The organism is Streptomyces yongxingensis (genome assembly GCF_055597465.1).
The window spans coordinates 7,116,361-7,133,699 of sequence record NZ_CM145717.1; the positions used below are offsets into that span (position 1 = coordinate 7,116,361).

General features: G+C 74.3%; 1 protein-coding gene. It reads left to right on the forward strand.

Translation table 11 applies throughout. The annotated features are described in order from the left end of the window. The first annotated feature begins 32 nt into the window (after nucleotides 1-32). Nucleotides 33-17,291: an SDR family NAD(P)-dependent oxidoreductase gene (locus ACZ6TD_RS30350; protein WP_471343257.1), complete on the forward strand. Its 17,259-nt coding sequence runs from the start codon at nucleotides 33-35 to the stop codon at nucleotides 17,289-17,291. Nucleotides 17,292-17,339: the final 48 nt, after the last annotated feature.

A 17,339-nucleotide genomic window follows, 5' to 3' on the forward strand; every position in this document is an offset into this window, starting at 1 on the left:
GGTTTGTGACGAGAAGCATGGGTGAGACTCCAATGGCGGATCAGGACAAGATCCTCGACTACCTCAAGCGGGTAACTGCCGATCTGCACCAGACGCGGCAGCGTCTTCGCGAGGTCGAGTCGCGGGAGCCTGAGCCGATCGCGATCGTCGGTATGAGCTGCCGGTTCCCCGGAGGCGTCACGTCTCCGGAGGAGCTGTGGGAGCTCGTGGCCGCGGGCGGCGACGCCATCGCGGACTTCCCCACGGACCGTGGCTGGGACGTCGACTCGCTCTTCGCCGACGACCCCGACGAGCAGGGCACCAGCTACACCGACAAGGGCGGGTTCCTCGACGGCGCGGGCGAGTTCGACGCCGCGTTCTTCGGGATCAGCCCGCGCGAGACCCTCGGCATGGACCCGCAGCAGCGGCTGCTGCTGGAAACATCCTGGGAGGTGTTCGAGCGGGCCGGGATCGACCCGGCCACGCTCCGCGGAGCCAAGGCCGGTGTCTTCGTCGGCACCAACGGCCAGGACTACCCGGAGCTGATGCACACGCTGCCGCAGGGCGTCGAGCAGTATCTGCTCACCGGCAACGCGGCCAGCGTCATCTCCGGCCGGATCTCCTACACCTTCGGCCTGGAGGGCCCGGCGCTCACGGTCGACACCGCGTGCTCGGCGTCGCTGGTGGCGCTGCACCTGGCCATCCAGTCGCTGCGTAACGGCGAGTGCTCGCTGGCGCTCACCGGCGGTGTCACGGTGATGAACAGCCCGCGTGCGTTCATCAACTTCAGCCGCCAGCGCGGCCTCGCGCCCGACGGCCGCTGCAAGGCGTTCGCCGACGGCGCGGACGGCACCGGCTGGGGCGAGGGCGTAGGGCTCCTGCTCGTCGAGCGGCTGTCGGACGCCCGCCGCAACGGCCACAAGGTGCTGGCCGTCGTCCGGGGCTCGGCCATCAACCAGGACGGCGCGTCCAACGGCCTGACCGCGCCCAACGGCCCGTCCCAGCAGCGTGTCATCCGCCAGGCGCTCACCGACGCCCGGCTCACCCCGGCCCAGGTGGACGCCGTCGAGGCACACGGCACCGGCACCAGCCTCGGCGACCCCATCGAGGCCCAGGCCCTGCTCGCCACGTACGGGCAGAACCGGGCCGAGGGCCGCCCGCTGTGGCTCGGCTCGATCAAGTCCAACTTCGGGCACACCCAGGCCGCCGCCGGTGTCGCCGGAATCATCAAGATGGTCAAGGCCATCGAGCACGGTGTGCTGCCCAGGACCCTGCACGTCGACGCGCCCTCCCGGGACGTGGACTGGGACGCGGGCGCCGTCTCCCTGCTCACCGAGAACACCCCGTGGCCGGAGACCGGCCAGCCGCGCCGCGCGGGCATCTCCTCCTTCGGAGTGAGCGGTACGAACGCGCACACCGTCATCGAGCAGGCACCCGCCGAGGACCGCGAGCCGCAAGGCCCCGATGGCGACGCCACGCCGTCGGAGTGGACCGGGATCGGCGGGCAGGTGCCGCTGCTGGTGTCCGCGCAGAGCGCACCGGCGCTGCGCGCCCAGGCCGAGCGGCTCATCGCCCGGGTGCAGGACGACCCGGGCCTCGGCCTGGTCGACCTCGCCCACTCGCTGGCCACCACCCGCGCCGCGCTGGACCACCGGGCCGTGGTCCTCGCGGGCGAGGGCGGCCGTGACGAACTGCTGCGCGGGCTGGCCGAGCTCGTCGAGGACGCCCCCACCGGCGGTGTCGTCCGGGGCGAGGTCGCCGAGGGCAAGGTCGCGTTCCTCTTCACCGGCCAGGGCAGCCAGCGCGCCGGGATGGGCCGTGAGCTGTACGCGGCCGTCCCCAGCTTCGCCCGCGCCCTGGACGAGGTGTGCGCCGAGCTCGACCAGCACCTCCAGCGGCCGCTGCGCGAGGTGATGTTCGGCGACGACAGCGGGTCGCTGGACCGCACCGGCTCCACCCAGCCCGCGCTGTTCGCCCTCGAAGTGGCGCTGTTCCGGCTGCTGGAGACGTGGGGCGTCAAGCCCGACTTCCTCGTCGGCCACTCCATCGGCGAGCTGGCCGCCGCGCATGTGGCGGGTGTGCTCTCGCTGGCCGACGCGGCGAAGCTGGTGGCCGCGCGCGGCCGGCTGATGGAGGAACTGCCCGCCGGTGGCGCGATGATCGCCGTTCAGGCGTCCGAGGACGAGGTGGCGCCGCTGCTCACCGAGCGGGTGTCGATCGCCGCCCTCAACGGGCCGACGTCCGTGGTCATCGCGGGTGACGAGGACGCGGCTCTGGAGATCGCGGCGGGCTTCGAGGCCCGGGGCCGCAAGACCAAGCGGCTGACCGTCAGCCACGCGTTCCACTCGCCGCGCATGGACGGCATGCTGGACGCGTTCCGCGAGGTCGCACGGCAGGTGACGTACGCCCCGCCGGTCATCCCCATCATCTCCAACCTCACCGGCGGTTCGGTCTCCGCCGACGAGATCTGCTCGCCCGACTACTGGGTCCGGCACGTCCGCGAGGCGGTCCGCTTCACCGACGGCATCCGCCGGCTCGAGGAGTACGACGTCGCCACGTACGTGGAGCTGGGCCCCGACGGGGTGCTCTCCGCCATGGCGCAGGACTGCGTCACCGGCGACGGCGCCGTGTTCGTGCCCGTGCTGCGCGGCGACCGCCCCGAGGCCACCGCACTGGCAGGCGCCCTCGCCCGCGCCCATGTCCACGGCGTGGCCGTCGACTGGGCCGCGGTCTTCGAGGGCTCCGGCGCCCGCCGCGTCGAATTGCCCACGTACGCCTTCCAGCGCGAGCTGTACTGGCCCGAGCCGCCCGGCCCGTGGACCGGCGATGTCACCGCCGCCGGGCTCGGCTCCGCCGACCATCCGCTGCTCGGCGCCGCCGTGTCGCTCGCCGACGGCGCCGGGTTCCTCTTCACCGGACGGCTGTCCCTCCAGACCCACCCGTGGCTGGCCGACCACGCCGTCATGGACACCGTGCTGCTGCCCGGCACCGCCTTCGTGGAGCTGGCCATCCGCGCCGGTGACCACGTGGGCGCGGACGTCCTGGAGGAGCTCACCCTCGAGGCCCCGCTGGTCCTGCCCCCGCAGGGCGGCGTCCAGCTCCAGGTGTCCGTGGGCGCCCCGGACGAGACCGGCCGCCGCTCGCTGACCCTGCACTCGCGTCTTGAGGAGGCCGCCGACGGCACCTGGGGCGAGGGCGAGTGGACCCGCCACGCCACCGGTGTGCTCGCCGCCGGTGCCACCACCCCCGACGAGAACCTCACCACCTGGCCCCCGGCCGGTGCCACCGAGGTCCCCGTGGACGGCCTCTACGACTGGCTCGCCGAGACCGGATTCGCCTACGGCCCGGTCTTCCAGGGGCTCCAGGGCGCCTGGCTCCACGGCGATCAGGTGTACGCCGAGGTGCGGCTGCCCGAGAGCGCCCGCGCCGAGGCCGAGCTGTTCGGGCTGCACCCGGCGCTGCTGGACGCGGCCCTGCACGCGGTGGGCATCGGCTCCCTCCTGGAGGACACCGAACACGGCCGCCTCCCCTTCTCCTGGAGCGGCGTCCGGCTGCACGCCGTGGGCGCCGCCACGCTGCGCGTCCGGCTCTCGCCCGCCGGTCAGGACGCGGTGGCCGTGCTGGTGACGGACGAGAGCGGCGCGCCCGTCGCCTCCGTCGACTCGCTGCTGCTGCGCCCCGTCTCGCCCGACCAGGTGCACGCCGCGCGCGGCGCCTTCCACGAGGCGCTGTTCCGCGTCGAGTGGACCCCCGCCCCGGTGCCCGCCACCACCACCGTCGTGGCCGGGCAGTGGGCGGTGCTGGGCGCCGAGCGCCCCGAGCTCGCCACCGCCCTGCCCACCGCCGCCGAGTACGCCGACCTGGCCGCGCTCGGCGCGGCCGTGGACGCCGGGGCACCGGTGCCGCAGGCCGTCGTCGCGCCGTTCTTCGCGGATGACACCGGGCTTCCCGTCCAGACCGCCGTGCGCGAGGCCCTGCACCGCGCGCTGGAGCTGGTCCAGAGCTGGCTCGCCGACGCCCGCTTCGAGGGCTCCCGGCTGGTGATCGCCACCCGTGGCGCCGTCGCCACCTCGACGGACACCGACACCGAGGACCTGGCCCACGCCCCGCTGTGGGGCCTGCTGCGCTCCGCGCAGTCGGAGAACCCGGACCGCTTCGTCCTGGCGGACCTCGACCGCACCGACGAGTCGTACCGGGTGCTGTCCGCCGCCCTGGCCACCGGCGAATCGCAGCTCGCGGTCCGCGCCGGAACCGTGGTCGTGCCGCGGCTGGCCAAGGTCGCCTCCGCCGCCGAGCAGACCGCCCCCGCCCTCGACCCCGAGGGCACCGCCCTGGTCACCGGCGCCACCGGCACCCTCGGCGGGCTGGTGGCCCGCCATCTGGTGGCCGAGCACGGCGTGCGCCACCTGCTGCTGCTCAGCAGGCGCGGGGGAGACGCCCACGGCGCCGCCGAACTCGCCGCCGAGCTGCGCGCGTCGGGCGCCGAGGTCACCCTCACCGCCTGCGACGTGGCCGACCGCGACGCGCTCGCCGGGGCGCTCGCCGCCATCCCGGCCGAACACCCGCTGACCGCCGTGGTGCACACCGCCGGTGTGCTCGACGACGGTGTCATCGGCTCGCTCACCGCCGAGCGCGTCGACCGCGTCCTGCCCCCCAAGGTGGACGCCGCGTGGAACCTCCACGAGCTCACCCGCGACCTCGACCTGTCCGCGTTCGTGCTGTTCTCCGCCGCCGCCGGCACCCTCGGCGGCCCCGGCCAGGCCAACTACGCGGCCGCCAACGCCTTCCTGGACGCCCTCGCCCACCGGCGCCGCGCCCAGGGGCTGCCCGCCACCGCCCTCGCCTGGGGCCTGTGGGCCGAGCGCAGCGGGATGACCGGCGACCTGGACGACACCGACATCCAGCGCATCACCCGCGCCGGAGTGGCCGCCCTCTCCTCCGAGGAGGGCCTCGCCCTCCTGGACACCGCACTCGCCGTGGGCGACCCCACGCTCGTCCCCATGCACCTGGACCTGGCGCCGCTGCGCCACGCCGACGCTTCCATGGTCCCCGCGCTGCTGCGCGGGCTGGTGCGCGGCGGAACGGCCCGCCGTACCGTCGAGTCGGGCACCGCGGGCGACGGCGGGCTCGCGACACGGCTCCTCGGGCTGTCCGTCCCCGAGCGCGACCGGCTGCTGCTGGAGATCGTCTGCGGTCAGGTGGCCGCCGTCCTCGGCTACGCGGGCCCGGAGGCCGTCGGCGCCGGGCGCGCCTTCAAGGAGCTGGGCTTCGACTCGCTCACCGCCGTCGAGCTGCGCAACCGCCTCGGCGCCGTCACCGGCGTACGGCTCCCGGCCACCCTCGTTTTCGACTACCCCACACCGACCGCGCTCGCCGGCTTCCTGCGCACCGAGATCCTCGGCGACCAGGCCGACGAGGCCGCCGCGGCCCCGGCCGCCACCGTGGCCGTCGCCGACGACGAGCCCATCGCCATCGTCGGCATGAGCTGCCGCTACCCCGGCGGGGTCACCAGCCCCGAGGAGCTGTGGCAACTGGTCACCGGCTCGGTGGACGCCATCTCCGGCTTCCCGACCGACCGCGGCTGGCAGTTGGAGGGGCTGCTGGGCGACGACCCCGAGCAGGCGGGCACCAGCGCCACCATCGAGGGCGGATTCCTCTACGACGCGGGCGAGTTCGACCCCGACTTCTTCGGCATCAACCCGCGCGAAGCCCTCGCCATGGACCCGCACCAGCGGCTGCTGCTGGAGACCTCCTGGGAGGCGTTCGAGCGCGCCGGGATCGACCCGGCGACCGTGCGCGGCAGCAAGACCGGTGTCTTCGCGGGCGTCATGTACCACGACTACCTCTCCCGGCTGACCGCCCTGCCGGAGGGCCTCGAGGGCTACCTCGGCACCGGTACGGCGGGCAGTGTCGCCTCCGGCCGGGTGGCGTACACCTTCGGTCTCGAGGGCCCCGCGGTCACCATCGACACGGCGTGTTCGTCGTCGCTGGTGGCGCTGCACCTGGCGGCGCAGGCGCTGCGCAACGGCGAGTGCACGATGGCGCTCGCGGGCGGTGTCACCGTCATGTCCACCCCGGACACCTTCATCGACTTCAGCCGCCAGGGCGGTCTGTCGGCCAGCGGCCGCTGCAAGTCCTTCGCGGCCGACGCGGACGGCACCGGCTGGGCCGAGGGTGTCGGCATGCTGCTGGTGGAGCGGCTGTCGGACGCCAAGCGGCACGGTCACAAGGTGCTGGCGGTCGTGCGGGGCACGGCGGTCAACCAGGATGGCGCGTCGAATGGTCTGACGGCGCCGAACGGTCCGTCGCAGCAGCGGGTGATCCGTCAGGCGCTGGCGAACGCGGGTCTGTCGGCGTCCGAGGTGGACGCGGTGGAGGCGCACGGTACGGGTACGACGCTGGGTGACCCGATCGAGGCGCAGGCGCTGCTGGCTACGTACGGCAAGGAGAAGACCGAGGACCAGCCGCTGTGGCTGGGCTCCATCAAGTCCAACTTCGGCCACACCCAGGCCGCCGCCGGTGTCGCGGGCATCATCAAGATGGTGCAGGCCATGCACCACGGCGTACTGCCCCAATCGCTGCACCTCGACGAGCCCTCGCCGCATGTGGACTGGGCGGCGGGCGCGGTGTCCCTGCTGAGCGAGGCGCGGGAGTGGCCGGAGACCGGGCGTCCGCGCCGGGCCGGTGTCTCCTCCTTCGGCGTCAGCGGCACCAACGCGCACGCCATCATCGAGCAGGCGCCGGAGCCCGAACCGGCCGAGGCCGCCGCGCTTCCGGCCGCCCGGCCGTCCGTGCTGCCGTGGACCGTGTCCGGGAAGAACGCCGACGCGCTGCGGGCGCAGGCCGAGCGGCTGCTCGCCGACCTGGAGCGGCGGCCGGACGTCTCCCCGACCGACCTCGCGTACTCGCTCGCGACCTCCCGTGCCGCGCTGGACCACCGTGCCGTCGTGGTCGGCGGGGACCGTGCGGCGCTGGTCTCGGGCCTGGCGGCGCTGGCGCGCGGCGAGTCGGCCGCGGGGCTGGTCCAGGGGGCGGTGGCGGATGGCAAGGTGGCCTTCCTGTTCACCGGGCAGGGGAGCCAGCGGCTGGGGATGGGCCGTGAGCTGTGCGACGCCTACCCGGTGTTCGCGGAGGCGTTCGACGCGGTCTGCGACGAGCTGGACGCGCATCTGGAACGGCCGCTGAAGACGGTGGTGTTCGGGGACGACGCCGAGGAGCTGGACCGGACCGGGTTCACCCAGCCCGCGCTGTTCGCGATCGAGGTGGCACTCTTCCGCCTGGTGGAGGCGTGGGGGCTGCGGCCCGACTTCCTCTCCGGGCACTCGATCGGTGAGCTGGCCGCCGCGCATGTGGCCGGTGTGCTGTCTTTGGCGGACGCGGCGAAGCTGGTGGCCGCCCGTGGCCGTCTGATGCAGGAGCTTCCGGCCGGTGGCGCGATGATCGCCGTCCAGGCGTCCGAGGACGAGGTGCTGCCGCTGCTCACCGAGCGCGTCTCGATCGCCGCCCTCAACGGCCCGGCCTCCGTGGTCATCGCGGGTGACGAGGACGCGGCGCTGGAGATCGCGTCCGGTTTCGAGGCGCGGGGCCGTAAGACCAAGCGCCTCACGGTCAGCCACGCGTTCCATTCGCCGCGCATGGACGCGATGCTGGAGGCGTTCCGCGAGGTGGCGCAGGGGCTCACGTACGAGGCCCCGCGCATCCCGATCGTCTCCAACCTCACCGGCGACGTGGTCTCCGCCGAAGAGATCACGAGCCCCGACTTCTGGGTCCGCCACGTCCGCGAGGCGGTCCGCTTCCTCGACGGCGTACGGACGTTGGAGGCCCAGGGCGTCACCACCTACCTGGAACTCGGCCCCGACGGCGTGCTGTCCGCCATGGGCCAGGACTGCCTCGCCGAGTCCGACGCCGACGTGGCGGGTTTCGCCGCCGCGCTGCGCAAGGACCGCGCCGAGGCCGAGACCGTCGCCACCGCCCTCGCCGCCCTGCACGTCCGTGGCGTGACCCCGGACTGGGCCGCGTACTTCGCCGGGACCGGCGCCCACCGCGTCGACCTGCCGACCTACGCCTTCCAGCACCGCCGCTTCTGGCTGACGTCCCCCGCGGGCTTCGTGGGCGACGTCGAGTCGGCGGGTCTGGACCGGGCCGACCACCCCCTGCTGGGCGCGGCCGTGCCGCTGGCGGACTCCGACGGCTTCCTGTTCACCGGTCGGCTGTCCCTGGAAAGCCACTCGTGGCTGGCCGACCACGCCGTCATGGGCACCGTGCTGCTGCCCGGGACCGCCTTCGTGGAGCTGGCCATCCGCGCCGGTGACCAGGTGGGCTGCGACCGGCTGGACGAGCTGACGATCGAGGCGCCGCTGGTGCTGCCCGAGCGCGGCGCGGTCCAGCTCCAGATCGTCGTCGGCGCCCCGCAGCAGGCCGGGCACCGCACCCTGGAGCTGTACTCGCGGGCGCAGGACGCGCCCGCCGAGATGCCGTGGATCCGGCATGCGAGCGGTGTGCTGGTGGCCGGCGGCCCCCGGCCCTCGTTCGACCTGACGGCATGGCCGCCGCAGGGCGCCGAGCCCGCCGAGGTCGAGGGGCTCTACGAGCATCTGGCGCAGGGCGGCTTCGCGTACGGGCCGATGTTCCAGGGGCTGACGGCGGCCTGGCTGCGCGGCGACGAGGTGTTCGCCGAGGTGCGGCTGCCGGAGGACCGCAAGGCCGACGCGGGCGGGTTCGGGCTGCACCCGGCGCTGCTGGACGCCGCGCTGCACAGCACGTTCGCCCGCGCGGGCGGCGATGAGCAGGGGCGGCTGCCGTTCTCCTGGAGCGGGGTGTCGCTGCACGCGGTGGGCGCCGACGCGCTCCGGGTCCGGCTGACCCCGGCCGGTGCCGACGGCGTGTCGCTGGAGCTGGCCGACGGCACCGGTGCCCCGGTGGCCTCGGTCGAGCAACTGGCGCTGCGCCCGGTCTCGGCCGGGCAGCTCGCCGAGGGCCGCTCCGCCGCGTACCACGAGTCGCTGTACCGGCTGGACTGGGCCACCGTGGCACTGTCCACCGAGAGCCCGGCCGCGTCCTGGACGGTGCTCGGCGAGGGCGCGCCCGCCCCGCTGACCTCCGGTGCCGCGATCCACGCCGACCTGGACGCGCTGGCCGCGGCCGGGGACGCGCCCGCCTACGTCCTGGCGTACCTCGACCCGCGCGGCGCCACCGGTGACGAGGTGACCGCCGCCGTCCACACCGCCACCCAGCGGACGCTGGCGCTCGTCCGGGCGTGGCTGGCCGACGACCGGTTCGCCGCGTCCAGGCTGGTGCTGGTCACCCGGGGCGCGGTGGCCACCGCGGGCGACGCCGGGACCCACGACCTGGCGCACGCCCCGGTGTGGGGTCTGGTGCGCTCGGCGCAGTCGGAGAACCCGGACCGGCTGGTGCTGGCCGACCTCGACGGCACCGACGCCTCCTACGAGGCGCTGGGCGCCGCGCTCGCCTCCGGCGAACCGCAGTTCGTGCTGCGCCGGGGCGCCGTGCACGCCCCCCGGCTGGCGCGCACCGCCGCCACCGGGCCCATGGTGCCGCCGCCCGGCGAGCCGGCCTGGCGACTGGACATCCAGGACAAGGGCACCCTGGAGAACCTCACCCTGCTGCCCAGCCCGGAGGCCGCCGCGCCGCTGGAGGCCGGGCAGGTGCGGGTCGCGGTCCGGGCCGCCGGTGTGAACTTCCGCGATGTGCTCAACGCGCTCGGCATGTACCCCGGTGACGCGGGCCTGATGGGCAGCGAGGGCGCGGGAGTCGTCCTCGAGACCGGCCCCGGGGTCACCGATCTGGCGCCCGGCGACCGGGTGATGGGCATGCTGCCCGGCGGCTTCGGCCCGCTGGTGGTCGTGGACCGCCGCATGATCGTGGCGATGCCGGAGGGCTGGTCGTACGCCCAGGCCGCGTCCGTGCCGATCGTCTTCATGACGGCCTACTACGCGCTGCGCGACCTGGCCGACCTCCAGGGCGGGGAGTCGCTGCTGGTGCACGCCGCCGCCGGTGGTGTCGGCATGGCCGCCGTGCAACTGGCCCGCCACTGGGGCGTGGACGTCTACGCCACCGCCAGCCGGGCCAAGTGGGACACGCTGCGCTCGCTGGGGCTGGCCGACGACCGGATCGCCTCCTCCCGCGACCTGGCCTTCGAGGAGAAGTTCCGCGAGGTCAGCGGCGGTCGCGGCGTCGATGTCGTACTGGACTCGCTGGCCCGGGAGTTCGTGGACGCCTCGCTGCGGCTGCTGCCGCGCGGCGGCCGGTTCGTCGAGATGGGCAAGACCGACGTCCGGGCGCCGGAGGAGGTCGCGGCCGCCTACCCCGGCGTCTCCTACCAGGCGTTCGACCTCACCGAGGCGGGCCTGGACCGCATCCAGGAGATGCTGTGCGAGCTGCTGGAGCTGTTCCGGCGGGGCGCGCTGCGGGCGCTGCCGATCACCGCCTGGGACCTGCGGCAGGCCCCGGACGCGTTCCGCTACCTCAGCCAGGCCCGCCACATCGGCAAGGTCGTGCTCACCGTGCCCGCCCCGTGGAACCCGGACGGCACGGTGCTGATCACCGGCGGCACCGGCACCCTGGGCGGCCTGGTCGCCCGGCACGCGGTCACCGAGCGCGGCGTCCGCCGTCTGGTGCTCACCAGCCGCCGCGGTGAGCAGGCCGCGGGAGCGGCCGAACTCGCCGCCGAGCTGCGCGAGCTGGGCGCCGAGGTCACCATCGCCGCCTGCGACGCGGCCGACCGGGACGCGCTCGCCGCCGTCCTGGCCGACATCCCCGCCGGGCGTCCGCTGACCGCCGTCGTGCACACCGCCGGTGTGCTGGACGACGGGGTGATCGACGCGCTGACGCCGGAGCGGCTGGCGAAGGTGCTGCGCCCCAAGGTGGACGCGGCCGTCAACCTGCACGAGCTGACCCGCGACCAGGACCTGGCCGCCTTCGTGCTGTTCTCCTCGGCGGCGGGGACCTTCGGCGGCCCCGGACAGGCCAACTACGCGGCGGCCAACTCCTTCCTGGACGCCCTGGCCCGCCACCGCCAGTCCCAGGGCCTCGCCGCCACCTCGCTGGCCTGGGGCCTGTGGGCCGAGGCCAGCGGGATGACCGGTGAGCTGGAGGCCACCGACAAGTCCCGGATGACCCGCTCCGGAGTGCTGGGGCTCTCCTCGGACGAGGGCCTGGCGCTGTTCGACGCCGCCCAGGAGGTGGGCGACGCCTTCCTGGTGCCCATGCAGCTCGACCTGGCGCCGCTCACCGGCGCGCCCATCGAGATGGTGCCGCCGCTGCTGCGCGGTCTGGTGCGCGGGGTCGCGACCCGCCGCACCGCCGAGTCGGGCGCGGCCGGGGACGGCTCCTCGCTGGTGGAGCGGCTGGTCCGGCTGGACGCGGCCGAGCGCGAGCAGACCCTGCTGGACCTGGTGCGCGCCCAGGTGGCCGTGGTGCTCGGCCATGACTCGCCCGACGCGGTGGAGGCGAGCCGGGCCTTCAAGGACCTCGGCTTCGACTCGCTGACCGCGGTGGAGTTCCGCAACCGCCTCGGCGGCGCCGCCGGGCTGCGGCTCCCCGCCACGCTGGTCTTCGACTACCCGACGCCGACCGCGCTCGCCGGATACCTGCTGGAGGAGCTGCTCGGCTCCGAGGCGGCGGCCGCCGTCCCCGCGCGGGCGGAGGGCCCGGCGGGCGCCGGGACGGACGAGGACGACCCGATCGCCATCATCGCGATGAGCTGCCGCTTCCCCGGGGATGTGCGCACCCCCGAGGATCTGTGGGAGCTGCTGGCCGAGGGCCGGGACGGCATCGCCCGGCTGCCGGAGGACCGGGGCTGGGACCTCGAGGCGTTCTACGACCCGGACCCCGACCGGCCCGGCACCTCGTACGCCCGCGAGGGCGGCTTCTACTACGACGCTCACCACTTCGACCCGGCCTTCTTCGGCATCAACCCGCGCGAGGCGCTCGCCATGGACCCCCAGCAGCGGCTGCTGCTGGAGACCTCCTGGGAGTCCTTCGAGCGGGCGGGCCTCGACCCGGGCGCGCTGCGCGGCAAGCAGGTCGGCGTGTTCGTCGGCCAGATGCACAACGACTACGTGTCCCGGCTGCACACCGTCCCCGACGGCGTCGAGGGCTACCTCGGCACCGGCGGCTCCAGCAGCATCGCCTCCGGCCGGGTGGCGTACACCTTCGGCTTCGAGGGCCCGGCCGTCACGGTCGACACGGCGTGTTCGTCGTCGCTGGTGGCGCTGCATCTCGCGGCGCAGGCGCTGCGCAACGGCGAGTGCACGATGGCGCTCGCGGGCGGTGTCACCATCATCACCACCCCCGATGTGTTCACCGAGTTCAGCCGCCAGCGCGGCCTGGCCAGGAACGGCCGCTGCAAGCCGTTCGCGGCGGCCGCCGACGGCACGGCCTGGGGTGAGGGCGTGGGCATGCTGCTGGTGGAGCGGCTGTCGGACGCCAAGCGGCACGGTCACAAGGTGCTGGCGGTCGTGCGGGGCACGGCGGTCAACCAGGATGGCGCGTCGAATGGTCTGACGGCGCCGAACGGTCCGTCGCAGCAGCGGGTGATCCGTCAGGCGCTGGCGAACGCGGGTCTGTCGGCGTCCGAGGTGGACGCGGTGGAGGCGCACGGTACGGGTACGACGCTGGGTGACCCGATCGAGGCGCAGGCGCTGCTGGCTACGTACGGCAAGGAGAAGACCGAGGACCAGCCGCTGTGGCTGGGCTCCATCAAGTCCAACTTCGGTCATACGCAGGCCGCCGCGGGTGTCGCGGGCATCATCAAGATGGTGCAGGCGATGCGGCACGGTGTGCTGCCGAAGTCGCTGCACATCGATGAGCCGTCGCCGCATGTGGACTGGGCCTCGGGTGCGGTGTCGCTGCTGAGCGAGGCGCGGGAGTGGCCGGAGACCGGGCGTCCGCGCCGGGCGGGTATCTCGTCGTTCGGCATGAGCGGCACCAACGCGCACGCCATCATCGAGCAGGTGCCGGAGCCCGAACCGGCGCGGGTGCCGGCGGTTCCGGCGGGTGAGCCGTCCGTGCTGCCGTGGGTGCTGTCCGCCAAGACCCCCGAGGCGCTGCGCGCCCAGGGGGCCAGGCTGCGCGCCCATGTGGCCGACCGTCCCGAGCTGTCCCTCGCCGACCTCGGCCACTCCCTGGCCACCTCCCGGGTGCCGTTCGAGCACCGGGCGACGCTCGTCGCCCGGGACCGGGACGCCTTCCTGGCCGGGTTGGACGCCCTCGCCGAGGGCCGCACCACGACCGGTCTTGTCGAGGGCGCGGTGGCCGAGGGCGGCAAGCTGGCCGTCCTGTTCACCGGCCAGGGCAGCCAGCGGCTCGGCATGGGCCGTGAGCTCTACGACGCCTACCCGGCGTTCGCCGAGGCGCTGGACGAGGTCTGCGACGCGCTGGACCCGCACCTGGAACGGCCCCTGAAGACGGTGATGTTCGGGGACGACCCGGAGGAGCTGGACCGGACCGGGTTCACCCAGCCCGCGCTGTTCGCGATCGAGGTGGCGCTGTTCCGCCTGGTCGAGGCGTGGGGGCTGCGGCCCGACTTCCTCTCCGGACACTCCATCGGCGAACTGGCGGCGGCCCATGTGGCCGGTGTGCTCTCGCTCGCCGACGCGGCGAAGCTGGTGGCCGCCCGTGGGCGGTTGATGCAGCGGCTGCCCGCCGGAGGAGCGATGATCGCCGTCCAGGCGTCCGAGGACGAGGTGGCCCCGCGGCTGGGCAAGCGCGTGAGCATCGCGGCCGTCAACGGCCCGACCTCGGTCGTGGTCGCGGGCGACGAGGACGCGGCACTGGAGATCGCGGCGGCCTTCGAGGCGGAGGGCCGCAAGACCAAGCGGCTCACCGTCAGCCACGCGTTCCACTCGCCCCACATGGACGGCATGCTGGACGCCTTCCGCGAGGTGGCGCACGAGGTGACATACCAGGCCCCGCGCATCCCGATCGTGTCCAACCTGACCGGTGCCGTGGTCTCCGCCGAGGAGATCATGACGGCTGACTTCTGGGTGCGCCACGTCCGCGAGGCCGTCCGCTTCCTGGACGGGGTGCGGACGCTGGAGGAGCGACACGTCTCCACGTATGTGGAACTGGGCCCGGACGGGGTGCTGACCGCGATGGCGCAGGACTGCGTCACCAAGGACGGCGGCTCCTTCGCCGCCGCCCTGCGCGGCGGCCGCCCCGAGGCCGAGACGCTGCTCACGGCGATCGGCACCGCCCATGTCCGGGGCGCCGCCGTGGACTTCGGGCCACTGTTCGCCCCGTACGGCCCGCGGCTGGTCGATCTGCCGACGTACGCCTTCCAGCGCCGCTCGTTCTGGCTGGACGCCGGGCCGGTCGGCGGCGACGCCACCGCGATCGGCCTGCACGCGGCGGGCCACCCGCTGCTGGGCGCCGCCGTGGAACTGCCCGACTCGGACGGCATCGCCTTCACCGGACGGCTCTCCCTCCAGACCCAGCCCTGGCTCGCCGACCACGCGGTCATGGGCACGGTGCTGCTGCCCGGCACCGCCTTCGTGGAGCTGGCGCTGCGCGCCGGGGACCACGCGGGCTGCGACCGCCTGGACGAACTCACCCTGGAAGCCCCCCTGATCGTCCCCGACCAGGGCGCCGTCCAGCTCCGGCTCTCGCTCGCCGCACCCGACGACACCGGCCGCCGCGCGCTGACCCTGCACTCCCGCGCAGAGGGCGCCCCGGCGGACGAACCGTGGCTGCGCCACGCGACCGGCGCCCTGGCGCCGGGCGGCACGGAGTCGTCGTTCGACCTGACCGCATGGCCCCCCACCGAGGCCGAGCAGATCCCGGTCGAGGGCCTGTACGAGGGCCTGGCCGGGGCGGGCTTCGACTACGGCCCGGTCTTCCAGGGGCTCGGCGCCGCCTGGCGGCGCGACGACGAAGTGTTCGCCGAGGTCCGCCTCCCGGAGGGCGCCGAGGCCGACGCCAAGACCTTCGGCCTGCACCCGGCGCTGCTGGACGCGGCGCTGCACGCACTGGGACTCCAGACGGCCGATCAGGGCGGCGGCCAGGGCCGCCTGCCCTTCTCCTGGACCGGAGTCTCCCTGCACGCGGTGGGCGCCTCGGCCCTCCGGGTACGGCTGGCTGGCACGACAACGGGCACGGTGTCGCTCCAACTGGCAGACGTGACGGGGGCCCCCGTGGCCTCCGTGGAGGGCCTGGCCCTCCGCACGATCTCCCCGGACCAGCTGGGCGCCACCCGCCCCGGCGGCCCGTCCGACTCCCTCTTCCGCCTGGACTGGCTCCCGGTCCCGGCCCAGTCCACCGACGTAACCCCCCACCACTGGGCAGCAGTGGGCCCCGACACCCTGGGCCTCCAGACCTACGCGGACCTGGACGCCCTGGCGAAGGCGGTCGCCTCCGGCACCCAGCTCCCGGAATACGTCGTGGTAAATCAAGCCCGTCCGGCGCTTGAGGACACGCCCGAAGGGCGTGCCGGGGCACAGACCGTGGCCCTCGCCTCGGACAGCACGCCCCACCCAGCCCGTCCGGGCGCGGTAACTCAAGCCCGTCCGGCGTTTGAGGACTGGGGCCTTGGGGCGGAACCCCAAGTTTCGGGGAGGGGCGGGATTGGGGAAAACCCCTCGCCCGCCGAAACGGCGCACCGCACCACCACCCACACCCTCACCCTCCTCCAGCAGTGGCTGACCGAAGCCCGCTTCGCGGACGCCCGCCTGGTCATCCTCACCTCAGGAGCCGTGCGCACCGGTGCGGACGACCCCGCCACCGACCCGGCCCAAGCCGCCATCTGGGGCCTGGTCCGCTCCGCCCAGGCGGAGAACCCGGACCGCATCGTCCTGGTGGACACGGACGGCAAGGGCACGCCACAGGACACCGTGGCCACCGCCCTCGCCACAGCCGAACCCCAGATCGCCCTCCGCGACGGCGCCCCCCGGGCGCCAAGGCTGGCGCGGGCCGCCACACCGGCGGAGCGCGAAACCCTCGCGTTCACCCCCGAGGGCACGGTCCTGATCACCGGTGCCACCGGCACCCTGGGCACCCTCCTGGCCAAGCACCTGGTCACCGAACACGGCGTACGCCACCTCCTCCTGCTCAGCCGCCGCGGCGCGGAAGCCCCCGGCGCCGCCGAACTCACCACCGAACTCACCGAGCTGGGCGCCGAAGCCCACTGGGCGGCCTGCGACGCGGCCGACCGAAAGGCCCTCGCCGAGGTCATCGCGTCCGTCCCCGCCGACCACCCCCTCACCGCCGTGATCCACACGGCAGGCGTCCTGGACGACGGAGTGATCGGCTCGCTCACCCCCGAGCGCATGGCCACCGTGGCCCGCCCGAAGGCACACGCGGCGTGGAACCTGCACGAGCTGACCCAGGACGCGGACCTGTCCGCGTTCATCCTGTTCAGCTCAGCCGCAGGCGTCTTCGGCGGTCCCGGACAGGGCAACTACGCGGCGGCCAACGCCTTCCTGGACGCCCTCGCCCAGCACCGCCGCGCCCAGGGCCTGCCCGCCACCTCCCTCGCCTGGGGTCTGTGGTCGGTGGCCGGAGGCATGGGCGGTGAGCTGGACGAGGCCGAGATCGCCCGCATCCGGCGCGGCGGGATCGGCGTGCTCACGGCCGAGAGCGGCATGGAGCTGTTCGACGCCGCACAGAGCGTCGCGCAGGGCTCGGACGAGGCCCTCCTCGTACCGCTGCCGCTCGACATGGCCGCCCTCAGGGCACAAGCGGGGAGCGGCATGCTGCCCGCGCTCTTCCGCGGCCTGGTCCGGGCGTCCGCGCGCCGCGCGGCCGAGTCCGCGGCGGCCGCCGCGGCCGGTGCCGAGGCGCTGCGCGAGCGGCTCGCCGGGCTCTCCGAGCCCGAGCGCGAGGAGGTGCTGCTGGAGCTGGTGTGCACCCAGGTGGCGGCCGTCCTCGGCCACCCCGGCCCGGAGACGGTCGACCCGGCCCGTTCGTTCAGCGAGGTCGGCTTCGACTCGCTCACCGCGGTCGAGCTCCGCAACCGCCTCAACGCGACCACCGGAGTCCGCCTCCCGGCGACGCTGGTCTTCGACTACCCCACCCCGAACGCACTGGTCGAATACCTCCGGGGCGAGATCCTGCCGGACGACGCGACGGCGGTCACCTCGCTGCTCGCGGAGCTCGACGGGCTGGAGAAGTCCCTGGCCGGAGCCGCCCCCGATGACGAGGGCCGGAGCAGGATCACCGCGCGGCTGCAGGCGCTGCTCGCGCAATGGAATGACGACCGAGGACCGGAAGACGGCGCCGGAGTCGCCGAGGAGCTGGAGTCCGCCACGGACGACGACCTCTTCGACTTCATCGGCAAGGAATTCGGGATCTCCTGAAGTGACCGCAGCCGGCGTGAAGTGACAAGGTCTTCCGGATTCCTCGAG

Bases quoted from the DNA above. Each gene is read 5' to 3' on its own strand.
- ACZ6TD_RS30350 (WP_471343257.1), top strand. From the start codon at position 33: ATGGCGGATCAGGACAAGATCCTCGACTACCTCAAGCGGGTAACTGCC.